The organism is Campylobacter ureolyticus (genome assembly GCF_013372225.1).
GTDB lineage: Bacteria > Campylobacterota > Campylobacteria > Campylobacterales > Campylobacteraceae > Campylobacter_B > Campylobacter_B ureolyticus.
Genome location: NZ_CP053832.1, coordinates 1,613,572 through 1,639,714, shown reverse-complemented (window position 1 = coordinate 1,639,714; position 26,143 = coordinate 1,613,572). Strand labels below are relative to the sequence as shown.

Below are 26,143 nucleotides of genomic sequence, written 5' to 3'. Positions count from 1 at the left end.
AGCTTGGTTAAATAAATTTAGTTTAAGTCTTTAAATGGATTTACTGATGAGGTTGGAATAATAGTTGCATTTGATTCAAGCATCTGCTTTGTTTTATTATCTTCAACTTTAAACCCGCCACCTAAAGCCTTAAATACTTCAACAACGCTATTTGAAACTTCTAAATTTGAAGCTGCATATTCAAGTCTAGCTGATAAATATCCTCTTTGAGCATCTAGCAATTCCAAGTTATCACTATATCCAGTTTTAAATCTTTCATTTGCAATGTTGTAAAGTTTTTCTTGTGAGTTTAGTAAATTTGCCATATCAGTTTGTTTTGAAATTGCGTTTTCTCTACCAACAAGAGCATTTCTAACTTCTCCAAAGGCTTCTTTCAAAGTTTTATCATAATTTATAAAGCTTGCATTTTGTTCTAAATTTGCTATTTCAACTCTTTTTGCACTTCTTCCAAAATCAAGCAATGGACCGACTAAAGATCCTCCAGCACTCCAGCTATTGGCATTTTCTATAAATAATCTATCGAATTCCATACTTGTGTATCCAAACATTCCAGTTAATGAAAAACTTGGAAAATAATTAGCTCTTGCTACGCCTACTAAGAAATTTGTTGCCTTTAGTCTTTCTAGGCTTGCAGCAACATCAGCTCTTCTTAATAACAAATCCGAAGGAACTCCGTTTGGAACTTCTGGTGGGGTTGGTTGATGAGCTTTATCTGTAATTATATCTTTATATAAAATTTCATCATAGCTTTTGCCTGTTAAAATAGCAAGTGCTGTGTTTGTGCTTGAGAGTTCATTTATAACATTTGTTAGTTTTACTTTAGCGCTATCAACTTGAGTTTTAGCCTGATAAAGTGCGATTGAGCTTATTGCTCCAACGCTAAATTGATTTTGCCTAAATTTAAATGTATCTTCATAGCTTTTTAATGTATCTCTTAAAACACTTTCTTGCTCTTTTAAAAATAGTAGTTTAAAATAGCTATTTGCAACACTACTTGCGATGCTTAATCTCGCTGCTTCATAGTCATATTTTGTGGCTTTAAAAAGAGAATTTTTAGCTTTTACGCTATTTCTCACTTTTCCCCAAAGATCAAGCTCGTAGTTTAAAACAGCATTTGCACTATAAGAGGCATAAGAGTTTAAATCACCACTTGGAGTACCTCTTGAGGCTTTTCCTTGATAATTTACATTTGGCAAATACTCTATTTTGCTAAGTCCTAAATTTGCTCTCGCTGTTTCTATATTGTTCAAAGCAAGTGCTAAATCAGAATTATATTTTAATGCACTAGCAATAAGATCGTCTAAAACAGGGTCATTAAACTCTTTCCACCAAAAAGCATTTATATTTGCTTCATTGTAAGTTGAAGTGTAACTTGTGTCTTTAAGTGGAGTAACTGGCTTAAAAGAACACCCTGCTAAACAAAACAATACCAAAGGAGTAAGAAGTAATTTTTTATTAAACATTTTTTACCTTTCTATTTTGTTTATCATCTTTGCCAAAAGCTTTACCTAGCCAAATATTAAAATTTTCAATCATATAATAAAACATAGGAATAAAGAAAATTGCTATTGTTGAAGCTGCTATCATTCCACCTACAACACCTGTTCCAATAGAGTGTCTTGATGCTGCACCAGCTCCTGTGCTAAATACCATTGGTAAAACTCCTAATGCAAATGCTAGTGATGTCATCACAATTGGTCTAAATCTAAGCTTTGCAGCTTGGATACTTGCATCAAAAAGATTTTTTCCTTCTTTTTCGTGAGCTTCCATCGCAAATTCTATAATTAAAATAGCATTTTTTGCACCAAGGCCAATTAAGAGTAAAAGTCCTATTTGGAAATATATATCATTGCTTAAGCCTCTTGCCCATGTTGTAAGCAAAGCTCCAAATACTGAAAAAGGAACTGCAGTTAAAACTGCCATAGGCATAAGCCATCTTTCGTATTGTGCAGCTAAAATTAAATAAACAAAAATTAGTCCAAAGATAAATGCTATCATTCCTGTTCCTGCTGAATGAACCTCTTGATATGCTGTTCCTGACCATCCAAGAATATAATCATTATCAGGAAAAACTTCTTTAAATACTTCAGAAATAGCTTTTATTGCTTGACCAGAGGTGTATCCAGGAGCTGGTTCACCCATAACCTTGGCTGCTGGATAAGCGTTAAATCTATCAACATTATCAGGCCCAAGGCTCCTTTCAAGTTTAGCGAGCGAATTTACTGGTATCATGTCGCCTGTTGTATGGCTTTTTACAAATATATTTCTAAATGCAGCTTCTGAGTCTCTAAAATTAGATTTAGCTCTAATATTAACTTTAAATGTTTTTCCAAGCATATTAAAATCATTTACATAATAACTTCCTATGGTTGAATTAATTGTGGCAAATAACTCATTTATGCTTACTCCATGTGCTTTAATCTTATCTTTGTCTAATGTTAAATTATATTGTGGGAAATTTGTATCAAGACTAGTTCTTACTAAAAACAGATCTCCTCGTTTGTTTGCAGCAGCAATAACTTTTTTCATGTCTTCTTGCATTTGTGCATATGTTTTTCCAGTAGTTGTTTGTGCAAAAAGCTCAAATCCACCTGTCATTGAAAGACCTGTAATTGGTGGTGGATTTACAACAAAACTTATTCCATCTCTATTTTGTGAAAACATTTTGTTGTATTTTCCAGCAAGTGCAAATGATGACTGGCTAAGATCTTTTCTTTCATTCCAATGAGCAAGTTTTATAAACATAACAGATGCATTTTCTCTTAAAGAGCCTGATACTAAATCATATCCTGCCATAAGCGCATATAAATCAACATTTTTATCTTGTTCTACTGAATTTCCAAGTAAGTGACCATGGTCTATTGTTCTTGCGATTGAAGAAGCCGATGGTAATGTGTTCATGACTATTAAGCTTCCTTTATCTTCATTTGGAACAAGGCCACTTGGAACTATTTTAAATAAACTTGTAATTGCAAATATCATAATTGCTACAATTATTAAAGATGGAATTATATGCTTTAGTACTTTTTGAACTCCAGCTGAGTAAATTCTTGTGCTTAGATTAAAAAATTCATTAAATTTTCTTACGAACCAAAACTGCTTGCCTCTTTCTTTTTTTAACATCAATGCACAAAGTGCAGGAGTTAAGGTCAAAGCACAAAATCCAGATATTGCGACTGCGACAACCATGGTTAAGGCAAATTGTTTTTGTATGACTCCAACAAATCCTTCCATAAAAGCAACTGGTATAAAAACAGAGCTTAAAACTAAAACAATGGAAATAATTGGTGCAACAATTTCGCTCATTGCTTTATCGGTTGCTTCAATAACCGATAAATTTGGTTCTTCTTCTAAAATTCTTTCAACATTTTCTATGACTATAATTGCATCATCCACGACTATACCAATAGCTAAAATCATCGCAAAAAGTGTTATCATATTAATAGAAAACCCCATTATTAAAAGTCCGGCAAAAGACCCTATAATAGATACTGGAACCGCAAGCATAGGAATAATTGTAGCTCTTATGTTTCCTAAAAATAGATACATTACTATAAAAACTAAAGCCATAGCCTCTATAAATGTTTTTACCACCTCTTTTATTGTGATTTGGACAAAAGTTGTGGTATCGTAAGGAACTTTATAAGTAAGTCCTCCTGGAAAAGACTTAGATAGCTCTTTTAGTTTTTCATTGACTGCAGTTGCTACTTCAAGAGCATTTGCATTGCTTTGGGTAAATATCAAAACAGGAGCTCCGGGATATTTTTTCATAAATCCTTCAAAAGCATAATTTTCCGCTCCAAGCGAAATTTCAGCTACATCTTTAAGCTTTAAAGAAGAGCCTATTTCATTGCTTCTTAAAATTATATTTTCAAATTCTTTAACTGACTTTAGACGACCATCTGGCTTTATAGTATAAACATATGGGTTATTGGTAGTCATTGGTTGTTGTCCAATTTTACCTGTTGCATACTGGCTGTTTTGCTCTCTAATAGATGTGATTACTTCAGGTATTGTTATTTTATATTCTTGAAGTAAATCAGGCTTTATCCAAATTCTCATAGAGTAGTTTTTACTTCCTATTAAGACGGCATTTCCAACTCCAGGAACTCTTTTTATTTCATCAACGACATTTATGTTTATATAGTTATTTAACTTAACTATATCAGTTTTGCCTGTTGGATCATAAAATTGCACGACTTCTAAAATATTAGGATTCATCTCAGATGCATTTACACCTATTCTTTGAACTTCTTCAGGAAGAGAAGCTTGAGCGATTCTAATTCGGTTATTAACATTTACCAATGCTTCTTGTGGATCAGTTCCTACATCAAAATAAACACTTAATGACATTTCGCCTGATGAGCTTGAAGTTGATTGCATATAAATCATATTTTCAACACCGTTAATTGCCTCTTCAAGTGGAGCTGCAACAGTATCTGCAATAGTTTGGGCATCTGCACCACTATAAATTGCCTTAACTACAATTCTTGGAGGAGTTAGTTGAGGGTACTCTTCAACTGGTAAAACTCTCATAGAAATTATTCCAGCAATTACTATAATTATAGAAATTACAGATGCAAAAACTGGTCTATGGATAAAAAATTTTGAAAACATTATTTAACCTCTATTTCTTTTACGGGAACTCCAGGAGCTATTTTCATAAAATTATCAATTATAATTTTATCACCATTTGTAAGTCCTTTTGAAATAATAGCAAATTCACTTGTTTGAAAAACTATATCAACTATTTTTTTTGTAGTTGCATTTTTTTCTATAACATATACAAAAGTATTTGTTGCATCTTGTTGAACTGCAATTTGAGGTATTTTAAAACCATCTTTTTGATAAAGTCCACTCATAGCAACAGTTCCAAAACTTCCTGGTAAAAGTTTTGAGTCATTGTTATCAAATATAGCCTTTGCATCAACCGAGCCTGTTTTTTGATTTATAACTTTATCTATAAAAATAGTCTTTCCATCAAATTCCATATCTTTTACATAAAATTTGGTAAAAGTTTCTTTTTGCACCCATTCATTGTTTTTTGTTTTTGAGTTTATTCTAAGTGCATCAACATCAGCAATTGCAAATTTTGCATAAATAGGATTAAGCTTTGTAAGGCGGATTAAATTTGGATTTTGAGGTCCTACATAAGCACCCTCGTCTTGATATTTATCGCCTAAAATACCATCAAATGGTGCTATTACTTTTGTGTAGTTTAAATCAACTTCTGCATTTTTAAGCAAAGCTTCTGAGCTTTTTATAGAAGCTTCTGCACTTTTAAAATTTGCAACTGCAGTATCAAAGTCTTTTTGGCTTATTGATTTTGTTTTATTAAGTTTTATAGCTCTATTATAATCAAGCCTTGCTCTTTCAAAATTTGCTTTTGAAAGTGCTAAATTTGCTTTTGCAACCTCATAGGCAGCTTCGTATTTGTCAGGCTCAATTAAAAATAAAATGTCGCCTTTTTTTACAAAATCACCTGGATTAAAGTATTGCTTTATCAAAGTTCCAGGAACTTTTGCAATAATATCAACACTTTGATCACTTACAATTCTTGCTGGATATCTTAATGTGATTAGCTCATCTGTCATATTAGCTGTAAAAGTAGCTACTGGAACAGGCCCTTGAGTTCTTTTCATAGCTTCTTTTCCTTGGTTTTGTTTTTTACCAGAATCACAACCTGTTATTAAAAGCAAACAAGAGATGATAATTAGTAGCTTTTTTTTCATATTAGTTTTCCTTTTTATAAGTTTGTGTAATTGTTATTACACTAAAATAAAATCTGATTTTATCTTTTTAGCTTTTATTTGTCAAGCTATTTATTTTAAAAATTATTAGTAAAATTAACCTAAAAATCCATATAAGAGCATTTTTATAGTTTTATCAATATGTGCTTTTTTATCTGTTTGTGTAAGCTTTACTTCTTTTGAATTTATTAGTGAACTATAAAAAAATGGTTCTTTTATAGCAAAAAGGTAGATATTTGCAAACTTGCTTATATCTTCGACGCTTAAATTTTCAGTTTTTTTACAGGATTTTAAGAAATCAATCAAATACTCATTTAAAAATTTGGAACACTCATCGGCAAAAAGTTTGCCTATGTTGTGATTTTCCATATTAAAGCCTTCACTTAAAATAAGTCTATGTAGTGCTATGGATTTTGGACTTAAGATAAGTGTTAAGTAAAGCTCACTAAATTTAAATAAAAACTCTTCAAGATTTAAATTTGAGCTAACACTTATATTTTTTTCAAGATCATCTTTAAATTTAGAAATTGCTTTTAAAACAATTGCTTTAAAAAGACCTTCTTTATTTTCAAAATATTTATAAATTGTAGCAAGTGAGCCACCGCTTTTTTCCACTATATCGTTTAAACTTGTGTTTGCATACCCTTTTTTTAAAAAAAGATAAAGAGCATCTTCTAAAATGGTCTCACATCTATTTTTTGCTCTTTTGTTTTCTAAATTAAATTCCACTTAAAGCCTTTATTTTAGCTTATTTTCTATAACGCTATTTTTTGGATAAACAAAAATAGTATCTCTTTTAACATTTATATTTTCTTTGTTATCAGTAGCATAAGCATTAATTACCAAAGGAATAGTTATATCAACATTGCTTTTTTCAAAAGCACCTTCATTTGCCTCTAAAGTCACAATTATTTTATCTTTTTTTCTTGCATCAATTTTTACAGGCTTTTTAGGCTTTTTAACACTTATTTTGTCATTGTTTGTTTCGAAATAAAACTCATGAGCTACTTTATCTGTATTTTCTATTAAAAATATATAGTTATTTTCAATAACAACTTGGCTGTTTTCAACCTTTAAATTATAAAAGCTACTATCTCTATTGATGTTTAAAAGCATAGTTTCTCTTTTTGATCCAACTATTAAAAGAGCCACAAATGCAATAGACAAAGCAACCATATAAGCAACAGTTCTAAATCTTAAAATTTTAGTTTTACCATGTTTTAAAGCATGTTCGCTAGTCCATCTGACTAAAGAAGGTTTATTTTGTCTTGCCATGATATTGCTACAAGCATCAGCACATTCTAGGCAGTTTATACATTCAAGCTGAAGACCGCGCCTTATATCTATATGAGTTGGACACACTTTTACACAGGCTAAACATCCGATGCATTCATCATCTTCGCCAGTTGGTCGGTCGTTTATTTTATTATGTTTTTCATCATAAATTTTACCGCCTCTTTCTTCATCATACATAACTTGTAAGGTGTTTTCATCAAACATTACTGATTGAACTCTTGCGTAAGGACAGATATATATGCAGAAATTCTCAGCTATAAAAACAACATCTGTAAATATAAATAAAGCAACTCCTAAAACTATACCAACCATTAAAAGATGTTCGCTTGGATTTGCTAAATATCTAAAAAAGTCTTCTGGTGGGATGAAATACCACATAAAATTTGAAGCCATTAAAAGTGTAAAACAGGCAAAAATTATCTTTGCAATAGTTTTTTTAACAAATTGACCTTTGGGGTGAAGCTGTTTATTTTTTATGTTTTTTCTTATCTTAAGCAATTTTGTGCATATGAAGTCTCTATAAAATATCCTAAAACTAGTTTGAGGACAGCCCCATCCACACCAAATTCTTCCTCCTAAAGTTGTGATAAAAAATATTCCTAAAAAGGCCATTATCAAAACAAAAGGCATTAAAAAAAGCTCTTGTGTTGAAAAAACGGAAAATAAAAGATGAAGTTCTTTTTTATCAAAACTTAATAAAAAAAAGTGATTTTCACCAATTGTAATAAATGGTAAAATTAAAGCAACAATGGCTATAAGCCCAAAAACAAAATATCTTTTTTTCGTATAATTTGTTTTAAATTTTGCATTAATTGGCATCCTAGCTCCTTAAAATTATAAATTTGTATTAAATTTATAAAAGTTTATTTAGTATTCTACAATCATTTAAGTTACAATAAAATTAAATTTGAATAAAACTATTTTTTTAAGTATAATCACATTTCAATTTTTATGAAAGGTGGTGATTGGATTGCCTGGTATTAAAGTGCATCCAAATGAGTCTTTTGACGAAGCTTACAGAAAGTTTAAAAAGCAAACTGATAGAAACTTAATCGTTACAGAAGCAAGAGCTAGAAGATTTTTTGAACCAAATACTGAAATAAGAAAAAAACAAAAAATTTCAGCTCGCAAAAAAATGCTAAAAAGACTTTATATGTTAAGACGTTACGAATCAAGACTCTAAGCCAAAAAGCACTAACTAGCACTTTGTTAGTTAGTGCAAAGTAAAAAATACTCTATTTTATAAGACTTTTAGCCTAAATTTGCGATAATAAACAATAAAATATTAATTAAGGTTATTAAGATGCAAAAACTTTCAGTTGCTGATGCAGCTTCAAAACTTGGAATTTCAAAAGAGGCTATTTATAATAGAATTAGAAGAAAGACTATGAGAAGTTTTGAAGAAAATGGCACAAAATATGTCATTTTAGATGAAAAGCAAACTCCAATAAAAAACAATACTCAAAGAACTAGTAGTGATTTTATAGAGTATTTAAAAAGTGAAATTGAATATTTAAAGCTTAAAAATAGAGCTTTACAAGACGATAAAGAAAAACTTTTTAGAGAAAAAGAAGAGCTTTTAATCAGCACAAAAGATGAGATTAAGGGTATTTATAAAGAAAGAGATGAGAAATTAAAATATTTTTTAACACTTTTAGAAAAACCATTTTTATCAAAAGAACCAATCGATGTTGAGGTAAGTACACAAGCAATAGAGCTAAAAAAAGAACTTATTAATGGAAGTAAAAATGAAAACAAAAAATCTCAATCAGATAAGAAAAATAAAAAAGAAGAAATTTGGTTATCTTTAAGAGATTTTTTAGATTCTCAAAATATGAAAAAAAAAGAGAGAAAAGAGCTTAAAAAATACTTAGTTGATAATGCGTATGAAAACGAAAACATCAAAATAGAAGCTGGAATGCTCTATATAAATTCAAATTTTGATATAAAATCAATATAAAAAAAGGTAAATAAAATGAAAAAAAATTTTGGTAAAGTAAAAAAAATAGCAGCTTATAGTTTAGTTGGTGGTTTAGGATTAGTTTTAGCTGGGGGATTAACTGGATGTGGCAATAATGTTGTAAATGAAGAACAAGCCGTTAAAGGTGCTTTTGTAGTCATCGAAGAAACCTCACCTGGGAAGTATAAAATTTTAGAGGAATTTCCAAGCGCTGAAACAAGAATAGTTTTAAAGCAACTTGATGGAACTGAAAAAGTCCTAACAAAAGAGGAAATGGATGCATTAATAAGAGCTGAAAACCAAAAAATAGAAAATGGAACTTCAAATTTAACCAATCCAAATGCCCAAATTAGTAGTGGCGGAATGGGACTTGGAGAAGTTATTTTAACAAGTATGGCAGCTGGAATGATAGGAAGCTGGATAGGAAGTAAGCTTTTTAATAATCCAGCTTATCAAAGCCAAAGACAAAATGCTTATAAAAATCCATCTGCTTATCAAAGAAGTGTAAATAGTTTTAGTAATGCTAAAAAAACAGGTGCTTCAAGTAAAAAATCAACTGGAAAAAGTGGCTTTTTTGGTGGTGGCTCAAAGCAAAAATCAGCCGCAAGTTAAATTTTTAACAATCACAAAATAGACTTCGAACAGCAAAACAAGGAATAAAATGATATATTTAAAAAAAATTAAACCTTTAAGTGATGAATATTTAGAAAGTTTGGGCTTTTCTTGGCACACTGATGAAGATAAAACTCCATATTTAGCCAATGAGCTAGTTGAGGTTAGTCAAGATGAAGCAAATGCCTATTATGAAGCAGCAAATGAACTTTATGATATGTTTATAAATGCTGCACAGCATATAATAGATAATAATCTTTTTCATGAAGTTGGAATTCCATATAATTTAGTTGATATTATAAAAGATAGCTGGGAAAATGATGTTCATTGGCATCTTTATGCAAGATTTGACTTAGCTGGCGGGCTTGATGGAAAACCTATAAAATTAATTGAGTTTAATGCTGATACGCCAACTGCTTTGTTTGAAACAGCTATTATCCAATGGGCTATGTTAAAAGAAAATAATATGGATGAAAGTTCACAATTTAATGATGTTTTTGAAGCCTTGAAAGAGAATTTTAAACGCCTTGTAACTTTAAGTGAAGATACTTCTAAATTTGATGAGTATTATGATGGTTGGAAAATACTATTTAGTAGCGTTGCTGGAAATATCGAGGATGAAATTACCACTAGATTTTTAGAACTTTGTGCAAAAGAAGCAGGCTATGAAACTGAGTTTGCCTATGTTGATGAGGTTGAGTTTAACGATGAAGAGGGTATTTTTTATAACGATGTTAATTACGAGTTTTGGTTTAAACTAATTCCTTGGGAAAATATTGCAATTGATGAGGGTGAGCTTGCAATAATTTTAAAAAATATTATAAAAAATCAAAAAGCTATTATTTTAAATCCAGCTTATACTCTACTATTTCAAACAAAAGGAATTTTAAAAATTTTATGGGATTTATACCCAAATCACCCGCTTTTGCTTGAGGCTTCAAATGAGCCTTTAATAGGCAAAAAAATGGTAAGAAAACCAGTTTTGGGAAGAGAGGGTGCAAATGTTGCTATTTTTGATGAAGATGGTAAAAAAACCATAGAAGAAAGTGGTGATTACGCAGATCAAAAACAAATTTATCAAGAGTTTTATGAGTTCAATAAAGACAAAGATGGAAATTCATATCAAGCAGGAGTATTTTTTGCTTACGAGGGATGTGCTTTAGGATATAGAAAAGGCGGGGAAATTTTAGGAAATTTTGCCAAATTTGTAGGACATTATATAAAGGATTAAGAAATGAAAATAGTTTGTTTGGATGCTCTTACTTTGGGTGATATTGATTTAGGTATATTTAATAAATTTGGTGAGTTTAAAAGCTATGATAACACTTCAAATTTAGATCCTAATTTGGTAATTGAAAGATTAAAAGATGCTGATATTGTGATAACAAATAAGGTTTTAATAACAAAAGAAATTATGCAAAAAACAAATTTAAAGTTGATTTGCATAAGTGCAACTGGGATGAATAATGTCGATTTAAAAGCTGCAAAAGAGCTTAAAATAGAGGTAAAAAATGTTGCAGGATACTCGACAAATAGCGTTATTCAACAAACTTTTGCAAGTTTATTCACACTTTTAAATAATACAATTTTTTATAGTGATTATGTAAAAAGTGGAAAATGGGCAAAAAGTGAAATTTTTACAAATTTAGATAAGCCAATAGTTGAAATTTATGGTAAAAAATTTGGAATTATTGGTCTTGGAGAAATAGGTCGAGGCGTTGCAAGAATAGCAAAAAGCTTTGGCGCAGAAGTTGCATATTATTCAACAAGTGGCAAAAATAAAAATGATGAGTTTAAGAGTATTTCGCTAGATGAAATGCTTAAAAACTTTGATATCATATCAATCCACGCTCCACTTAATGAAAATACAAAAAATCTAATTGGCGAAAACGAACTTAATAAAATGAAAAATGGTGCTGTTTTAATGAACTTTGGAAGAGGTGGAATAGTTGATGAAAAAGCTCTTGCTAAGGCGGTTGATGAAAAAGATATAAAAGCTATTTTGGACGTGCTTGAAGTTGAGCCAATGATTAAAAATCATCCGCTTTTAAATGTAAAAAATAAAAATAATGTTTTAATAACTCCGCATGTGGCATGGGGAAGTAAAACGGCTAGAGATTTGCTTATTAAAAAAATATCTTTAAATATAGAAAATTTTTTAAAAAATAGATAGATAAATTTGTTTTATCTATCGTTATTTGTTAATAAAACCTTAATTTTATTATGCTAAACTTAACAAATTAAATTAATTATATTATCAAGAGGACTTTAAGAAATGTTATTAAATTTTGCACAGGAAAAAGCTGTAAATTACGCACATAATAAAATGCAAAAAGCTCTTTACAAAAGCCTAAACATAGACATTACAAATGAAAATATAGAAAAAATTCCAAGTAAAGATAAAAAATATATGCTTTATGCACATGTGCCATTTTGCCATGTTTTTTGTCCATATTGTTCATTTCACAAATACAAATTTGAAGCAAATTTATGCAAAGATTATTTTGTAAATTTAAGACAAGAGTTAAAGCAAATAAAAGAAGCTGGTTATGATTTTACTTCGATGTATGTGGGTGGCGGAACTACCTTAATAGATGAAGATGAGCTTTTAAAAACGCTAGATTTAGCAAAAAAACTTTTTAGCATAGAAGAGATTTCATCAGAAAGTGATCCAAACCACATTGAGCCAAAAACCTTAGAAAGATTTAAAGGTTATATTGATAGACTAAGTGTTGGAGTTCAAAGCTTTGATAATGATATATTAAAAAAAGTTTCAAGATATAATAAATTTGGATCACAAGAGGTTTTAATAGAGAAATTAAGTCGTGCGATTGATATTCTTCCAACTTTAAGTTTGGATTTAATTTTTAATTTTCCATTTCAAACAAAAGAACAACTTTTAAGTGATATAAATATAGCTAAAAAACTTGCTCCACAGCAAATTACATTTTATCCATTAATGAAATCTCCTATCACGAGAGAGGCAATTGCTAAAACTTTGGGAGTTAGTGATGATGATAGAGAGTGGGAATTTTACAAAATCATAAAAGAAGAATTTAAACATTATCACGCAAGTAACGCTTGGGCATTTTCTAAACAAAGTTCAAATTTAGTTGATGAGTATGTTGGCTCAAATGCTGAGTATGTGGGTGTTGGAAGTGGGGCATTTAGCTTTTTAAATGGTAGACTTTTGGTAAATGCTTTTAATTTAGAGGAATATTCCAATAGGATAAAATCTAAAAAAAGCCCTGTTATTGCTGTTTGTGATTTTAATAAAAAAGAAAGAATTCAATATGTATTTTTGACAAAACTCTTTGATGGAAGTGTTGATATTGCTAGTTTTAATGCTCAAAATGAAACAAACATTAAAAAAGAACTATTTTTAGAAATAAATTTATTAAAACTTGTAAATGCTATTTATGAAGAAAACGGAGTCATAAAACCAACTGAGTTTGGAAGCTATCTTGCAATGGTTTTAATGAAAGAATTTTATACTGGTATGGATAAAGTAAGAGCTGCATTTAGAGATGATGCAAAAGTAAAATCAAGTAAAAAACTAAGAGTTATGGAGTATGATAACGATTTAAAGGTTGGCGAAGATAAAATTGCCACAGCATAATTTTAAAATATATTAATCTTACATTTAAATTTAAAAATGAAGCATCTTTTCAATATGTTTTGATATAATTAGTGAAAATTTATTCTAAAGATGGAAAATGATAGTTAAACTCAAAAAAGATGTTGGGGGGGGTCGCTAAAAAGCGATTATGATAAACTTGGCATACGAATTGCTAGGATTATCACTCTTTTGCTGTGCGGCGAAAAACTTGATATAGATGAGCTTGCAGATGAGTTTAATGTCACAACTAGAACCATTAGAACAGATTTAAATAAAAGGCTTATTCATCTTCCTATTGTCTGTAAAAATGGCAAATATTTTTTATCAGATAATTCAAATTTAAAAAATTATGATTTTATAAATTTTAGTAAAAAAAGTGGTGTTTTTGGACTTTATCCAAGCATCGACAACTTAAACGAGGATAACTTTGTAAAAGGTTTTAACTATGAAAAAATAGATAAAAACTTTTTTGATGAAATTCAAAACGCTATTGTAGAAAATCAGACATTAAATTTCACATATAATAACAAAAATAGAGATGTCAATCCCTATAAACTTATAAATTTAAACGGTATTTGGTATCTTATAGCAACTGACGGCGATATTATAAAAAATTTCTCACTAGGAAAAATATCAAATTTACAAATCTCTAAACATTTTAATAAAAATGCAAAAATAACAAAATTTATTGAGGACAATCACCATACTTTCATCTCAGCAAACCCAGTAAATATAAGACTAAAAGTTGATAAACAAATAAAAGAATTTATAACAAGAAGAGCTGTTTTTCCAAATCAACAAACCATCAAAGAGCTTGAAGATGGAGATATCATCATCAAGACAAAGGCTAGTTTTATACCAGATATTTTGGGGATTATAAGCTATTGGATACCACATATTAGCATTTTAGAACCACTTTATTTAAAAGACGAGTTATTAAAAAATATAAAAAATTATTTAAAAAAGGAGAAGCAATGTTTTTAAATCAGTTAAAAGATGATTCAAAAAAGGCGTTTTTGGATTTGGCTTTAATTTGTGCTAAGGCCGATGAAAATTTAGACAATAAAGAAGCGGAAATTTTAGAAATTTACTGCAACGAAATGGGGATTGCTAAGCCTACAAAGACATACAAGGCGGATTATATTGTTGATTTGTATAAAAATGATATTGAAAAATACAAACAAGAATTGACAGATATTTTTAATAATTTTACCCCAAAAGAGCTAATTATAGTCTATTTTGAATTATTTGCGATGATTTATGCAGATAATTCTTTTGATGAGATTGAGAAAGATATCATTCTCAAGCTTGAAAAGAAGATTCTAGAGAGTGCAGCAAGTTATATTTCTAGTAACACTCTAAATCTATTTAGAGGAGCTGGAGGAGAAGTTCTTTTACCGGTTTTAGAAAATAGTGCAAGAGCTTTAGTATCTCAAATGAATATGCTTAAATTAATTAAAAAGGATATATGATGTTTTTGAATAAATTTAAAGATGACAAGCTAAAAGAAAATTTTATAAAACTTGCTGGAATCATTTATGATGATAGCAATATTATTGAGAGTTATATTTGTGAAAGCGGTTTATCTCTTGATGTAAATGAGATTTCAGATGAATGCCAAGATATTTTATCTTTAAAAGATGATAAAGATGAGTTTGAAGATGAAATTTTAGATTTATTAGAAAATGCTGATATTAACTTTTATATTGAGTTTTTGATGCTCATAAATCTAATCCCTAGTAAGCTTACAAATGATATAAAAAGTAGATTAGAAGAGAAGTTAAATTTATCAGATGAAAAGATCATGACACTTAACAATTGGGCTATAAATACAGCTTCACATATAAATAATGCAGTAAAAATTATAAGTAGTGTTAAAAGCTAGATTTGTGTTTGAGTGTGATAAATGTGGTCTTTGTTGTCGGCACATTAAAGGCATAAAAGAGTTAGAAAATTTTATGCTTGATGATGAAAGTTGCATAAATTTAGATAAAACTTCAAATTTATGCAAAATTTATGACAAAAGACCTGATATTTGTAGAGTTGATGAGATGTTTAAAAAGGTTTTTTACAAATTTATGAGTAAAGAGGAGTATCTGAATTTAAACGCCTTATCTTGTGAAAAATTAAAAGAAATTTATAATAAAGGATAAAAAATGCCAGCACCATTCTTAGTTCCAATTATTCTTGGAGGTCTAGCAGCAGTTACAGCAGGCTTTGGAGTTAAAAAGGGATATGACGCCATACAAGATAGTGGAGAAGCACAAAGACTAAATAGAAGAGCAGAAGATGTTTTTGAAGAAAGCCAAAAAAGTTTAGATAATCAAAGAGAAAAAACAAACAGTGATATTAAAGAGTTTGGCGAGTATAAAATAAAAATTTTTAACTCTGTTCTTTTAAGGTATTTTAATATTTTCGAAAAAATTAAAAATATTGAATTTGAAAATAGTGTCTCCAAAGATGATGATTTTGTAGTAGATATGAAAGAGTTTGAAAAGTTAAAAACAGATGTTTTAAATATGAAATCACTTTTAGGTGGTGGAGTTACAAGTCTAGGAGCCGGTGCATTGGCTGGATTTGGTGCATATGGTGGAGTTGGGCTTTTGGCAACTGCATCAACCGGTACTGCAATAAGCACTTTAAGTGGAGCTGCTGCTACAAATGCAACTCTTGCATGGCTTGGTGGCGGAAGTTTGGCAAGTGGTGGTCTTGGAATAGCAGGCGGAACTATGGTTTTGGGTGGTCTTGTGGCAGGACCTGCTCTTGCTGTGGCTGGTTGGGTTATGGCTTCAAGTGCTGAAAAAGCAAAAAATGATGCTTATACAAATTTAAACAAAGCAAGGGCTATCGAAGAGAGCAATAAAACTATTATTTTGCAATTAGAAAAAGTTTCCAAGCTAACAGATAGATTAAAAAATACCATAGAAAAATTAGTTTTTTATTTTAATACAATGATAAATAATTTAGATGCTTTAGTTGCTAAAAACGATAACTATAAAGCATATGATGAAAAAGAAAAAACTCTCGTTCATCACTCGCTTCTTATGGCGCAAAGTATTAAAAATTTAATCAGTGTTCCTTTGATGGATGAAAAAGGAGAAATAGAAATAGAAGCAAGAAAAACAAGGAGAAAAGCTGAAAGAATGCTTGAAAAAATTATCGAAATAGATGAAAAATATAAATAATAAGTGGCTTTTGCCACTTATAAATTTACAAGGAATTTAAGATGTCAAAACCAATTTATGAAGAAGTTATAGATGAGATAGGAACGCAAACCCTAGCAAGAGTTGGCTTAAATATTTTTAGTTTTAGCACTTATAATGCTTATGGTGCAAGTGTAACTATGACAAATAATACAATTTATCAGCACGATAGAAAAAAAGGAATGCTTACGCCAGAATTAAAAGATGATGATACGGACAAAACATATGATCAAAAGTTAAAAAAAGGAAAAAGCACATATCGTGGTTATATGTATGAGACCCTTGAAGAAGGATTTCAAAACGTAAATAACGCTTTTTTAAATAAAGGAGATAAAACTTATACTACAGATACTATACATGATATTAGAAATGCAGCTGAGCTCATTAAAGATAGAAAAAAGCTTGAAAAATTAAATGAAGAAGATAGAGCCAAATTTGATCATATCATGCGAAATTATAGTGACGAGGTAGATGATGTTTTAAATGGAAATGATAATTTTGGCAGTTTCACAAAATGTGATACAGAAACTGATTTAGTAACTTACGATGAAGATGGAAATATTGTTAACAGGCAACAGCTTAAAGCTAGCAATAATACCAAAGTTTTGCTAGCTAAAGAACAAACACCTGAACTTGATGAAAATGGAAATGAGATAAAAATTCCCAAAAGAGACAAAGATGGAAATTTTAAAAGAGATAAAAACGGAAATATTTGCTATAGAAAAAAAATGACAGATAAGCTTGATAAAAATGGAAACCCTATATATAAATATATCGGTAAAGATGAATTTGGCAATGACAAAGATATCGATTTAAAAGTTCCATTTGATGACTATAAACGCCATAGAGAAAATTTAGAAGAAATGATTAATGATCCAAAAACAGACCCAGAAACAAAAAAAGCTGCAAAAATGGCACTTGATAAACTTAATAAAAGCAATTATGCAAATAGATTAATGTGTGATAACCCAAAAACCACGGCTATTTTAACTCAAAGTGCGGTTGCAAGTTCTCATATAGTCTCAGTTGGCACAAGCGATGGCGTTGTAGTTGCTTTAAGCACGCTTGCAAATGGAACAATCTATGAGATAAAAGATATGTTTAGCGAAAATGGAGAAAAAATTTCCATAACTCAAAGATTAAAAAGACTTATAAAAAAAGTCATTGAAGCTTTTAAAAGCACATTTAAAAGAGGTGCTGGGTTTGGCAGTATTGATGCTATTGTTGGGGTTTTATCTCAAATTTTTAAATCAATTTCAGTTAAAATCAAATATATTTGGAAGAATTTAAGAAGTTCAGCAAAATCAATATATAACGCTATTTATGACTTTATAACCGGTAAAACTAAAACATATAGAGATTTAGTAAGTGCTATTATAAAAGCTTTATTTTCTTTTACTACAATTATTTCATCTATTGGTCTTGAAGCTAAAATAGAAGCTGTTTTATCGCCTATCATAACACCTATGATTGCATCTTTTGTAGCACCTATTTTAGCCATAGTTGTTGGAGCTTTTGCTGTGGTGCTTGGAACAAGAGCTATTGATTCTGCTATAAATTCTTTATTCGGAGTTTATGCAGATTTAATAAAAAGCAGAGAAAGAAGAGCTGAAATAGAAAAAGTTATAGATGAGTTTTTACCACAACTCGTAGAAGATAACGAAAAGCTTGAAACTCTTATAAAAACAAAATTTAAAGATATGAAGTTAAAGCTTGATAGTTCATTTGAAGATTTGCAAAATGCAATCATTGGTTCGAATTCAATTTTGTTTATAAATAGTTTGGTGCAAATCAATGGAGTTTATGGTCAGAAGTTAAAGTATATCAGCTTTAAAGAATTTGACCAAGCAATGCTTAGTGATAATGTGATAAAAATTTAAAAAAGTAAAAAAATGAAAAAATATTTTATTCGATATCTCAACAAAAGCCCATTTGGTTTTACTATAATATTTAGTGGTAGCTTCAAGCTTGGGTTTTTTGATTTTATGAAAAAGATCGGAAAGACAAGTATGGAAGTAAGTCTGCGAGGAAGTAAAAAAATCGATACGCTATTTACATCTTTTGCTTATGTGCCAATTATTGTTTTTAAGGATAGGTTTACTTTATTTTCCGATAACCCTAATATGGCAGATGGTTATTGTCTTAGACGTTATGAAGTTGACTTGGTTACAAAAATATTTATGAAATTTTCAAAAAATATGAAAATGATATTTGTCAAAATGACAACATTGAAAATTTGCCAAGTCCACAAATAATATCCACAAATCCAGTTTCATCAGAAATTTATGGAAAATATACGAGATCGGAGTGTGATTCATATGATATAAAAGAGGCAAATGGTTCAAAAAGTGAGATAGAAATAAGAAGACATATATATCAAAATTATGGAAATTCTATATCAAAAAATGGTAAAAATATGCTGATTACATTTTTGAAAAATTATTGCCCTAACAACATGCAGACCAGTCAAAATAAAGCAAAGGATAATTTATGAGATTTAGATTATGCTTATTTTTAATAATTTCTTTTTTAATTACAGGTTGTTTTAATAGTGAGGAAAATGAAGCTTTAACACAAAAATTAAATTCACAAATTTTAAAAGATATGGGCTATTTGTCAAATTTAGAGGCTTTTTATGGGATTGACTTTACAAATACAAGTAAAAATTTAATAAGAAGTAATGATTTTTATGTAAGAGTTGATGATGTTAGGATATTTTACGGATATCCACTTGATAAGATAAAAGTAAAAGTCTATGGCAGTGATAAAAAAATACTTTATGTAAAACTTCCAAGACCAGAGCAGATTTCAATAGATAGAAAAATAGCACATTTAAAAACAAGAAGAGAAAAATATTCCCCAATTGATGAAAATGGAACTGAGTTCGATGTAGAAAAAAAGATGTTGGAAGCTTTAAATTCTACTTTACGAAAATATGAACCAAAAATGCTTGAAATGACACAAAATATTTCAAAAGAATATTTTGAAATGATAGCAAAAAATAATAATATGGATTTAAAACTTGAACTTGAATATCGTGAATAAACTAATAGTTATTTAAATCCCAATCAATTGGACTTTTTCCAAGCTTTTTTAAAATTTCATTTGTTTTTGAAAAATGTTTGCAGCCAAAAAAACCACCTCTTGCCAAAGGGCTTGGGTGTGGGGCTGTTAGAATAAAATGTTTATTTTGATCTATCAAATTTGCTTTATTTTTAGCAAAATTACCCCATAGCAAAAAAATAACTCCATTTTTTTCATCACTTATTTTTTTTATCACTGCATCGCTAAATAGATGCCAGCCAAAGTCCTTATGTGAGTTTGGCTTACCTTTTTCAACGCTTAAACTCGCATTTAAAAGTAAAACCCCTTGCTTTGCCCAATATGTTAAATCTCCGCTATTTGGCTCACTTATGCCTAAATCATCATAAATTTCTTTATAAATATTAATTAGACTTGGTGGAATTTTTACACCTTTTGGAACTGAAAAGCTAAGTCCCATAGCTTGATTGTCTCCGTGATACGGGTCTTGTCCTAAAATAACAACTTTTACTTTATCAAATGGTGTTAGATTAAACGCGTTAAATATCAAATTTGATGGTGGAAAAACGGTGGCAGATTTTTTAGAGATAATTAAATTTGCTTTTAAATTTTCAAAATATGGTGATAAAAACTCATCTTTTAAAGCTTCTTTCCAGCTTTTTTCTATTTTAACATTTTCAAGTAAAATACTCATTTTATAGGCTTATCTCCCATTTTTGAATGCTCTAAAAAATTAGTTAAAATTTCTTTTTCTAAATCATAAAGCTCATATCTTGCATTTTTAAAAATTTGTGAATTTTCTAAATCAATAAGTTTAAAAATTTCTTCCAAAACTCTTGCACTTTCTTGCGAGCGTTTTAAATTCGCAGTTAAAACGGAGTTTAAATCTTTTCTTTGGAGTTCTAAATTTATTGATTTTTTAAGCACATCGAGATTTGCATCGCGGGAATTTAGACAATTTATTTGCAGTTCTAAACTCTTTAAATTTCCTAAATGTCGTAAGTTTTTAAGCTTTAAAGAAAGCTCTTTATCATCAAAGATATATCTTTGTATATCTTCAACAACTCTGATACCTTCTTTAAAGCGGTTTAAATTCGCATCAATTATGCGATAAATTTTAGTCTCTATTTAAAATTCCTAAAATATTTAAAAGTGAAATAAATAAATTTAATATGTTTAGATACATACCAACAGCTGCCATAATAGGAGAATCATATCTTCCTCTTATGATATTTTGTGTATCAAAAAGTATGTACATACTAAATAAAATCGCACTTACTGATGAAATTCCAAGTGAGAGCATTGTACTTCTAAATAAAAATAGATTTAAAAGTCCAGCAACTATCACGCCTAAAAGCACAAAAAATAGTGGCTTTGCCCAAGAACTAAAATCAGCTTTTGCATTTATAGCATAAAGTGTAAGTCCGCCAAAAGCAACTGCTGTCATAACAAAAGCTTGTGTGACTACATGTCCTGCACCAGCTCCAACATACATGCTTAAAACAGGTCCTAAAAAAAGTCCTGTGACAAAAGTAAAAGCAAAAAGCAATCCAAGAGCAAGTCCTCTCATGCCTCTTTTATCAGCAAAACTCATACCAAAAAGCATAATAAGCTCAACTGCTAAAAATAAAATTGAAAGCATAGGACTTCTTGGAATTCCTGCATTCATCCCTACAAACGCTCCTGCAACAGCTGCAATTAATGAAGCTGCAATTAGTTTATAAGTATCTTTTATAAAGGTACTTAATTCTGAGCTTTGTTCTAATGAATGCTCTATACTTTGAGAATCTTGTACATAATCTCTATCGTATAAACTCATATTTTCTCCTTTGTAATTTTTATTTGATTTTATCAAAAACTCAGTAAATAAAATCTAAATTTGAATTTATTATATAAAAGTAAGTTTAAATTTTATATCTGTTTTTAAATTTAAGGTAGAATAATGAAAATTTTTATTTAAGGAAAAAATTTTGGATAATTTGGAAAATGCAAACGTTGTAAAGGGCGGAATAGAGTTTATGGAGAAGTATTTTAAGGAAAATGCTGAACTTTTTAAAACATTAAAGGATAGCCAAACTCCACACACACTTTTTATTGGATGTTCTGACTCAAGAGTTGTGCCAAATCTTATAACAAATACAAAACCAGGTGAGATGTTTGTCATAAGAAACATAGCAAATATCATACCAAAATATAGAGTTAGTGATGAGTTTTTAGCCACAACTTCAGCCATTGAGTATGCTTTGTATATTTTAAACATAAAAGATATTATTATTTGCGGACATAGTAATTGTGGTGGTTGTGCGGCACTTTACTACGATGAGAGTAAATTTGATAAAACACCAAATGTTAAAACCTGGCTTAAATCTTTGGATAATGTTAAAGCCCAAGTTGAGGCGCTAGGACTTAGCAATTTAAAGAAAAAAGCTTGGTTTGTTGAGAGATTAAATATAATAAACTCAATTGACAACCTTTTAACTTATCCAGGCGTAAAAGAGGGTGTTAAGCTTGGAAAGATAAGAATTTATGGTTGGCATTATGTTATAGAAACTGGTTCTTTGTTTAGTTATGATATGGTAACAAAGGATTTTGAATTATTAAATGAAGGAAGTGATTATGAGAAAATTTATAACGAAATTTTTGCTGATAATTAGTATTTTTTTACTTAACTTACAAGCAAAAAATACAGATCTACCAAAGGTTAATGAAGTCTTAACCGAGACAAATCAAACTGAGGCAAATCAAACTGAAGAAGTTAAGCAAAGTTCGGTATTAAGTGGCATTATAAAGCAAAGCACAGATCAAATTTCAGAAGAAAATAAAACTGCCGAAAAAGAAAAGCTTGTTGAGTTTTTAACTGATGGGAAAGAAGCAAATAAAAGCGATAATGAAATTGCAGTTGCTGAGCTCATAGCTGAAAAAGCAGTAAATTCACCAAAAAAACCTGATAATTCCAACAAACAAAGTTTAGGTGATATAGTTAAAGAGATAAAAGATATAAATATAAAAATAGATCTTTTAAAAGCCTCTGTTGATGCTAATAAAACAGTTGATGAGGTTTCTAATTTGCAAAGCACAAAAGAAAATTTACTTTTGCATATACCATCTGCTATTACGAGTCAAACAGTTGATGAGGCTGCTTTAATAGCATATCTTACAAATAAAAAGGACTTAAATAAAAGATTATCAAATTTGCAAAATAGAAAAAATTCGTTTGATTATTTTGATGCTAATTTAAGTCTTACTGCTATAGAGATTGGAGAAAGCTTTTACTCATCTTTATTAAGGCTTGAGTATATGTTTAAAGATGGCAGAAAAGAAAGTGAGATAAAAAAACTTATCCAAGATACGCTTTTAAATTTACAAATTAAAGATTTTTCAAATATAAAAAATAAAATAAATGAGCTTAATATAAAAGATGATCAAAAAACTACACTTAATAACAAATATTCAAATTTAATATCAAATAAAAAAACTTATGAAGAAATTTTAAGTTATCTTTCAAAAAATACAAATTTATTAACTGGAAATGCTCTTTTTGTAGGATTGAATTTAAAATTTATAATTGATTATATTAACGACTTATCACCTTTTGAGGCAAGTGCTATAAATTTGGGAAAAATAATTCCAATTATTTTAATAATGGTTCTTCTGTTTTCAATAAGACGATTTTTAGCAAATATTATCTATTTTGTTTTTACACTCTTTAATAAAAATAAAGAAAAAAACATAGAGATAAAAACACAAGTTGTTGATCTTATTAAAAAACCACTTGGTGTTTTATTGATAGCTTATGGCGTCGATATTTGTTTGAGTATTTTTTACTATCCAAGCCCTGTTCCACTGATATTTAATAAAGCCTTTGGAGTAATTTTTATTCTCCTATACTCTTGGCTTATTATTGAAATTATTAATGGTTACGGGATTATAATAATTAGCAAATTAGCCAAAAAAAGCAGTAGAAAAGAAGTGCTAAATTTAGTTGTTAAAATTTTATATATTGTAGTTGTTATAGTTGCATTTTTACTTATTTTAACCAAAATGGGGATAAATGTTTCAGCCATTGTTGCTTCACTTGGAATAGGTGGTTTGGCTGTTGCTTTGGCAACTAAAGATATCATTGCAAATTTATTTGCTTCAATTATGGTTTTATTTGATAACTCATTTTCTCAAGGAGATTGGATAGTTGTAGGAAATGTTGAGGGAACTGTGGTTGAAACAGGGCTAAGAAAAACAACTATTAGAACTTTTGATAACTCTTTAGTCTTTGTTCCAAACTCAAAAATTATTGATAATAATATAATAAACTGGAGCAGAAGAAAAGTTGGAAGACAGATAAAAATGTTTTTAGGTCTAAATTATGCAACGCCTCCGCATATGGTTGAGCAAGTCATAAAAGAGATAAAAGAGATGCTTTATACTCATCCAGGCATTGCAAATCCTACAAAAAAAGATGCATTAAATGATATGAGATTTAAATATAGACAAAGCATTGTCTCATTGGATGATTTAGCAGGATATAAAAATAATTTGTTTGTAACACTTGATAAATTTGATGATTCATCTATAAATATTATGATTTATTGTTTTACTAAAAGCGTTGTTTGGGCTGAATTTTTGGACGTTAAACAAGATGTTATGATAAAAATGATGAAAATTTTAGAAAAAAATAAAGTCGGATTCGCCTTTCCCTCTAAAAGCATCTACATAGAAGAAACTCCTATGCTTAAAGATATTATTTCAGTTAAGGATAATGGCGATAAAGCTACAGAAACAAAACAGATCGATGTAGATGATAAAAATGATAAAAATATTGACAAAAAATAGTTGAAATTTTGAAAAAAAATAGTAAAATTACAAGGCTTTAATTAGTTAAAGCCTATTTTTACTAAGGAGATAAGTATGAGAGACGACTTTGAAGATGACTTCGACCCAAGTGAAGATTTTGATGAAGATCTTTACGATGATGAAGAAAATTGGGGAGATTTGGATGATGATGAGTTTGTTTACGACAAAGACGATTATACTTTTGATGATGAATACTAAAAAATGCTAAATTTTTGCAGATTGTAATAATACAAAATAACTCTTATTTACAATCTGCTTACTTTTTTGTTACTTTAAAACAATATAATGATTTTAAATTTTATATTAAAGGATAAAAAATGTTAAAACTTAGAGTTCTTCCGTTTTGTGCAAAAAGCAATGCAGTAGTTAGTGAACAAACCTGTAATTTTCACCATGGAAAACATCACAATACTTATGTTAATAATTTCAATAATCTTGTAAAAGATAGCGAGTTTAAAGATGCTTGTTTTTATGATATTTTAACAAAAGCAAAAGGTGGTCTTTTTAATAATGCAGCTCAAGTTTATAATCATGATTTTTACTGGGATTGTATAGCTAAAAAATCAGATATTAGTGATGAGTTAAAAAAAGCTTTAGATGAGAATTTTAATGATTTTAAAGCTGAGTTTTTAAAAGCAGCTACAACATTATTTGGTTCTGGTTGGTGCTGGTTGGCTTATGATCCAAACTCAAAAAAACTTGAAATTATTCAAACTTCAAATGCAGCAACACCTGTAACTGATGGAAAAATTCCACTTTTGGTTGTTGATGTTTGGGAGCATGCATATTATCTTGATACTCAAAATGCAAGACCTGCATATCTAGAGAAATTTTATGAGAATATTAACTGGGAATTTGTATCACAAGCTTATGAGTGGGCTTTAAAAGAAGGTGTTAATTCAGTTAAATTTTATATAAAAGACATTCATCCAGAACTTGCTAAAAAAAGTTGTGGTTGTTCATGCAACGCTTAATTTAACAAAATTAAATTTGAAGTCCAAACGGACTTCAAATCACTTATTTATTTAAAATTTAATAAATGACTTTTGAAATTTTATCTTTAAACTCATTACCGATTCTAAAACTATCTTTTATTTTTATTTTAGTCATTTTAAAAATTTCACTGTTTAGTTTTTTGTCTTTTAAAAAAAATAAAGTTTTTTTTGGAAATTGTACCGCACATTCACAAATCAGCCATGCTTTTGCCATTTGTGCGTAGTATTTATTTGGATTTGGCGTATTGAATATAAAATCTAAATATTCATCTTTAATAAAATAATAGAGTAAATTTACAAAACCAGCTCTTAAAATAAACTCATCATTTGACTTTAACCATAAATTTATTTCATTAAAAAGTAAATTCTCATCTATTTTTTTAAACTTAATAGTATCAATTAATGCCAAATTATCAGCTTTTTTAATATATTTATCATAAAGAGTTAGTTTTTTAGAAAACTCGCATTTTAAATCAGTCAAAATAAGCCCTTTAAGTAAAATCATTTCAAAAATTTCATCATCTGAGTTTATAAAGTTTAAAAGATTAGAATTATTTAAATTTTTACATAAATTGTTAGCAATCTTCCTTAAATGCGGAGTTTTTACACCTAAAATTTTATATTTTGTAAAAATTAATTTTTGTATAAAAGTTTTTTGTTTCTGAGTTTTTAAATTGTTTAAAATATTTAAAATTTCATTCAAATTTTACCTTTTTAGAACTATTTTATAGTTTTAACAAAATAATAAAACCAAAATTTTACAATAAAGTAAAAATTGTGTTTTATCAATTTGTTATAAAATGGATTTAAAATAAAAA

28 protein-coding genes are annotated in these 26,143 nt (G+C 29.1%); 19 read left to right on the top strand and 9 right to left on the bottom strand.

Features of this window, described 5'->3' with window-relative positions; all coding sequences use genetic code 11:
• Nucleotides 1-17: 17 nt before the first annotated feature.
• The 5 genes from CURT_RS08405 to ccoG all read right to left on the bottom strand — a co-directional run bounded on the left by CURT_RS08405 (nucleotide 18) and on the right by ccoG (nucleotide 7,865).
• Nucleotides 18-1,463 carry a TolC family protein gene (locus CURT_RS08405; protein WP_018713635.1) on the bottom strand — a complete coding sequence of 482 codons (1,446 nt, stop codon included), beginning with the start codon at nucleotides 1,461-1,463 and terminating at the stop codon, nucleotides 18-20.
• Nucleotides 1,456-4,617 carry an efflux RND transporter permease subunit gene (locus CURT_RS08400; protein WP_018713634.1) on the bottom strand — a complete coding sequence of 1,054 codons (3,162 nt, stop codon included), beginning with the start codon at nucleotides 4,615-4,617 and terminating at the stop codon, nucleotides 1,456-1,458. The genes CURT_RS08405 and CURT_RS08400 overlap by 8 nt, the downstream gene beginning before the upstream one ends.
• Nucleotides 4,617-5,732 carry an efflux RND transporter periplasmic adaptor subunit gene (locus CURT_RS08395; RefSeq protein WP_018713633.1) on the bottom strand — a complete coding sequence of 372 codons (1,116 nt, stop codon included), beginning with the start codon at nucleotides 5,730-5,732 and terminating at the stop codon, nucleotides 4,617-4,619. Before CURT_RS08395 ends, CURT_RS08400 begins: the two co-directional genes overlap by 1 nt.
• A 114-nt stretch (nucleotides 5,733-5,846) precedes the next feature.
• Nucleotides 5,847-6,479, bottom strand: coding sequence for a TetR/AcrR family transcriptional regulator (locus CURT_RS08390; protein ID WP_018713632.1), 633 nt, complete (start codon nucleotides 6,477-6,479; stop codon nucleotides 5,847-5,849).
• A gap of 9 nt (nucleotides 6,480-6,488) precedes the next feature.
• Nucleotides 6,489-7,865, bottom strand: coding sequence for a cytochrome c oxidase accessory protein CcoG (gene ccoG, locus CURT_RS08385; protein WP_018713631.1), 1,377 nt, complete (start codon nucleotides 7,863-7,865; stop codon nucleotides 6,489-6,491).
• A gap of 151 nt (nucleotides 7,866-8,016) precedes the next feature.
• On the opposite strand from ccoG, the gene rpsU reads away from it, so the two are divergent.
• The 15 genes from rpsU to CURT_RS08310 all read left to right on the top strand — a co-directional run bounded on the left by rpsU (nucleotide 8,017) and on the right by CURT_RS08310 (nucleotide 19,485).
• Nucleotides 8,017-8,229, top strand: coding sequence for a 30S ribosomal protein S21 (gene rpsU / locus CURT_RS08380; RefSeq protein ID WP_018713630.1), 213 nt, complete (start codon nucleotides 8,017-8,019; stop codon nucleotides 8,227-8,229).
• A 120-nt stretch (nucleotides 8,230-8,349) separates the two neighbouring features.
• Nucleotides 8,350-9,006, top strand: coding sequence for a hypothetical protein (locus CURT_RS08375; RefSeq protein WP_018713629.1), 657 nt, complete (start codon nucleotides 8,350-8,352; stop codon nucleotides 9,004-9,006).
• 15 nt (nucleotides 9,007-9,021) lie between these two features.
• The gene (locus CURT_RS08370) at nucleotides 9,022-9,618 is read left to right on the top strand and encodes a UPF0323 family lipoprotein (protein ID WP_018713628.1); all 597 of its coding nucleotides are present in this window, start codon (nucleotides 9,022-9,024) and stop codon (nucleotides 9,616-9,618) included.
• A 49-nt stretch (nucleotides 9,619-9,667) separates the two neighbouring features.
• Nucleotides 9,668-10,849, top strand: a complete 1,182-nt coding sequence (locus tag CURT_RS08365; protein WP_018713627.1) for a glutathionylspermidine synthase family protein — start codon at nucleotides 9,668-9,670, stop codon at nucleotides 10,847-10,849.
• A 3-nt stretch (nucleotides 10,850-10,852) separates the two neighbouring features.
• Nucleotides 10,853-11,791, top strand: coding sequence for a D-2-hydroxyacid dehydrogenase (locus tag CURT_RS08360; RefSeq protein ID WP_018713626.1), 939 nt, complete (start codon nucleotides 10,853-10,855; stop codon nucleotides 11,789-11,791).
• Between the two features lie 102 nt (nucleotides 11,792-11,893).
• On the top strand, nucleotides 11,894-13,237 hold the full coding sequence (locus tag CURT_RS08355; protein WP_018713625.1) for a coproporphyrinogen III oxidase family protein: 1,344 nt from the start codon (nucleotides 11,894-11,896) through the stop codon (nucleotides 13,235-13,237).
• Nucleotides 13,238-13,399: 162 nt separating this feature from the next.
• The gene (locus tag CURT_RS08350; RefSeq protein WP_081617955.1) at nucleotides 13,400-14,221 is read left to right on the top strand and encodes a helix-turn-helix transcriptional regulator; all 822 of its coding nucleotides are present in this window, start codon (nucleotides 13,400-13,402) and stop codon (nucleotides 14,219-14,221) included.
• Nucleotides 14,212-14,709 carry a TerB family tellurite resistance protein gene (locus tag CURT_RS08345; protein WP_018713623.1) on the top strand — a complete coding sequence of 166 codons (498 nt, stop codon included), beginning with the start codon at nucleotides 14,212-14,214 and terminating at the stop codon, nucleotides 14,707-14,709. Before CURT_RS08350 ends, CURT_RS08345 begins: the two co-directional genes overlap by 10 nt.
• The gene (locus CURT_RS08340) at nucleotides 14,709-15,122 is read left to right on the top strand and encodes a hypothetical protein (RefSeq protein WP_018713622.1); all 414 of its coding nucleotides are present in this window, start codon (nucleotides 14,709-14,711) and stop codon (nucleotides 15,120-15,122) included. The genes CURT_RS08345 and CURT_RS08340 overlap by 1 nt, the downstream gene beginning before the upstream one ends.
• A 4-nt stretch (nucleotides 15,123-15,126) precedes the next feature.
• On the top strand, nucleotides 15,127-15,390 hold the full coding sequence (locus CURT_RS08335; RefSeq protein ID WP_018713621.1) for a YkgJ family cysteine cluster protein: 264 nt from the start codon (nucleotides 15,127-15,129) through the stop codon (nucleotides 15,388-15,390).
• A gap of 3 nt (nucleotides 15,391-15,393) precedes the next feature.
• A complete protein-coding gene (locus tag CURT_RS08330; protein WP_018713620.1) occupies nucleotides 15,394-16,422 on the top strand; it encodes a hypothetical protein in 1,029 nt (342 codons plus the stop codon).
• Nucleotides 16,423-16,463: 41 nt separating this feature from the next.
• Nucleotides 16,464-18,320 (top strand): hypothetical protein, encoded by a 1,857-nt coding sequence (locus tag CURT_RS08325; protein WP_018713619.1) that lies wholly within the window; start codon nucleotides 16,464-16,466, stop codon nucleotides 18,318-18,320.
• A 105-nt stretch (nucleotides 18,321-18,425) separates the two neighbouring features.
• A complete protein-coding gene (locus tag CURT_RS08320) occupies nucleotides 18,426-18,695 on the top strand; it encodes a hypothetical protein (protein WP_176324085.1) in 270 nt (89 codons plus the stop codon).
• The gene (locus CURT_RS08315; protein WP_018713617.1) at nucleotides 18,677-18,934 is read left to right on the top strand and encodes a hypothetical protein; all 258 of its coding nucleotides are present in this window, start codon (nucleotides 18,677-18,679) and stop codon (nucleotides 18,932-18,934) included. Before CURT_RS08320 ends, CURT_RS08315 begins: the two co-directional genes overlap by 19 nt.
• Nucleotides 18,931-19,485, top strand: coding sequence for a hypothetical protein (locus CURT_RS08310; protein ID WP_018713616.1), 555 nt, complete (start codon nucleotides 18,931-18,933; stop codon nucleotides 19,483-19,485). Before CURT_RS08315 ends, CURT_RS08310 begins: the two co-directional genes overlap by 4 nt.
• Nucleotide 19,486: 1 nt before the next feature.
• Here the strand turns inward: CURT_RS08310 and ung are convergent, their stop codons facing one another.
• The 3 genes from ung to CURT_RS08295 are packed head-to-tail and all read right to left on the bottom strand — an operon-like array spanning nucleotide 19,487 to nucleotide 21,301.
• A complete protein-coding gene (gene ung / locus CURT_RS08305) occupies nucleotides 19,487-20,176 on the bottom strand; it encodes a uracil-DNA glycosylase (RefSeq protein WP_018713615.1) in 690 nt (229 codons plus the stop codon).
• Nucleotides 20,173-20,610 (bottom strand): hypothetical protein, encoded by a 438-nt coding sequence (locus tag CURT_RS08300; protein WP_039750147.1) that lies wholly within the window; start codon nucleotides 20,608-20,610, stop codon nucleotides 20,173-20,175. Before CURT_RS08300 ends, ung begins: the two co-directional genes overlap by 4 nt.
• Nucleotides 20,600-21,301, bottom strand: coding sequence for a Bax inhibitor-1/YccA family protein (locus CURT_RS08295; protein ID WP_018713613.1), 702 nt, complete (start codon nucleotides 21,299-21,301; stop codon nucleotides 20,600-20,602). The genes CURT_RS08300 and CURT_RS08295 overlap by 11 nt, the downstream gene beginning before the upstream one ends.
• A 199-nt stretch (nucleotides 21,302-21,500) precedes the next feature.
• Here CURT_RS08295 and CURT_RS08290 point away from each other — a divergent pair, with 199 nt between their 5' ends.
• The 4 genes from CURT_RS08290 (at nucleotide 21,501) to sodB (ending at nucleotide 25,304) form a co-directional block, all read left to right on the top strand.
• On the top strand, nucleotides 21,501-22,136 hold the full coding sequence (locus CURT_RS08290) for a carbonic anhydrase (RefSeq protein WP_051080280.1): 636 nt from the start codon (nucleotides 21,501-21,503) through the stop codon (nucleotides 22,134-22,136).
• Nucleotides 22,099-24,309 carry a mechanosensitive ion channel family protein gene (locus tag CURT_RS08285; RefSeq protein ID WP_018713611.1) on the top strand — a complete coding sequence of 737 codons (2,211 nt, stop codon included), beginning with the start codon at nucleotides 22,099-22,101 and terminating at the stop codon, nucleotides 24,307-24,309. The genes CURT_RS08290 and CURT_RS08285 overlap by 38 nt, the downstream gene beginning before the upstream one ends.
• Before the next feature lie 75 nt (nucleotides 24,310-24,384).
• Nucleotides 24,385-24,528 (top strand): hypothetical protein, encoded by a 144-nt coding sequence (locus CURT_RS08280; protein ID WP_018713610.1) that lies wholly within the window; start codon nucleotides 24,385-24,387, stop codon nucleotides 24,526-24,528.
• A 119-nt stretch (nucleotides 24,529-24,647) separates the two neighbouring features.
• Complete coding sequence (gene sodB, locus CURT_RS08275; RefSeq protein ID WP_018713609.1) at nucleotides 24,648-25,304, top strand: superoxide dismutase [Fe]; 657 nt, start codon at nucleotides 24,648-24,650, stop codon at nucleotides 25,302-25,304.
• Nucleotides 25,305-25,362: 58 nt separating this feature from the next.
• Here the strand turns inward: sodB and CURT_RS08270 are convergent, their stop codons facing one another.
• On the bottom strand, nucleotides 25,363-26,028 hold the full coding sequence (locus tag CURT_RS08270) for a DNA alkylation repair protein (RefSeq protein WP_018713608.1): 666 nt from the start codon (nucleotides 26,026-26,028) through the stop codon (nucleotides 25,363-25,365).
• Between the last annotated feature and the right edge of the window lie 115 nt (nucleotides 26,029-26,143).

Excerpts from the sequence above, each read along its gene's own strand:
- CURT_RS08405 (WP_018713635.1), bottom strand. The coding sequence starts at position 1,463 with ATGTTTAATAAAAAATTACTTCTTACTCCTTTGGTATTGTTTTGTTTA.
- CURT_RS08400 (WP_018713634.1), bottom strand. The coding sequence starts at position 4,617 with ATGTTTTCAAAATTTTTTATCCATAGACCAGTTTTTGCATCTGTAATT.
- CURT_RS08395 (WP_018713633.1), bottom strand. The coding sequence starts at position 5,732 with ATGAAAAAAAAGCTACTAATTATCATCTCTTGTTTGCTTTTAATAACA.
- ccoG (WP_018713631.1), bottom strand. The coding sequence starts at position 7,865 with ATGCCAATTAATGCAAAATTTAAAACAAATTATACGAAAAAAAGATAT.
- CURT_RS08375 (WP_018713629.1), top strand. The coding sequence starts at position 8,350 with ATGCAAAAACTTTCAGTTGCTGATGCAGCTTCAAAACTTGGAATTTCA.
- CURT_RS08370 (WP_018713628.1), top strand. The coding sequence starts at position 9,022 with ATGAAAAAAAATTTTGGTAAAGTAAAAAAAATAGCAGCTTATAGTTTA.
- CURT_RS08365 (WP_018713627.1), top strand. The coding sequence starts at position 9,668 with ATGATATATTTAAAAAAAATTAAACCTTTAAGTGATGAATATTTAGAA.
- CURT_RS08360 (WP_018713626.1), top strand. The coding sequence starts at position 10,853 with ATGAAAATAGTTTGTTTGGATGCTCTTACTTTGGGTGATATTGATTTA.
- CURT_RS08355 (WP_018713625.1), top strand. The coding sequence starts at position 11,894 with ATGTTATTAAATTTTGCACAGGAAAAAGCTGTAAATTACGCACATAAT.
- CURT_RS08345 (WP_018713623.1), top strand. The coding sequence starts at position 14,212 with ATGTTTTTAAATCAGTTAAAAGATGATTCAAAAAAGGCGTTTTTGGAT.
- CURT_RS08340 (WP_018713622.1), top strand. The coding sequence starts at position 14,709 with ATGTTTTTGAATAAATTTAAAGATGACAAGCTAAAAGAAAATTTTATA.
- CURT_RS08330 (WP_018713620.1), top strand. The coding sequence starts at position 15,394 with ATGCCAGCACCATTCTTAGTTCCAATTATTCTTGGAGGTCTAGCAGCA.
- CURT_RS08325 (WP_018713619.1), top strand. The coding sequence starts at position 16,464 with ATGTCAAAACCAATTTATGAAGAAGTTATAGATGAGATAGGAACGCAA.
- CURT_RS08320 (WP_176324085.1), top strand. The coding sequence starts at position 18,426 with ATGAAAAAGATCGGAAAGACAAGTATGGAAGTAAGTCTGCGAGGAAGT.
- CURT_RS08310 (WP_018713616.1), top strand. The coding sequence starts at position 18,931 with ATGAGATTTAGATTATGCTTATTTTTAATAATTTCTTTTTTAATTACA.
- ung (WP_018713615.1), bottom strand. The coding sequence starts at position 20,176 with ATGAGTATTTTACTTGAAAATGTTAAAATAGAAAAAAGCTGGAAAGAA.
- CURT_RS08295 (WP_018713613.1), bottom strand. The coding sequence starts at position 21,301 with ATGAGTTTATACGATAGAGATTATGTACAAGATTCTCAAAGTATAGAG.
- CURT_RS08290 (WP_051080280.1), top strand. The coding sequence starts at position 21,501 with ATGGAGAAGTATTTTAAGGAAAATGCTGAACTTTTTAAAACATTAAAG.
- CURT_RS08285 (WP_018713611.1), top strand. The coding sequence starts at position 22,099 with ATGAGAAAATTTATAACGAAATTTTTGCTGATAATTAGTATTTTTTTA.
- CURT_RS08280 (WP_018713610.1), top strand. The coding sequence starts at position 24,385 with ATGAGAGACGACTTTGAAGATGACTTCGACCCAAGTGAAGATTTTGAT.
- sodB (WP_018713609.1), top strand. The coding sequence starts at position 24,648 with ATGTTAAAACTTAGAGTTCTTCCGTTTTGTGCAAAAAGCAATGCAGTA.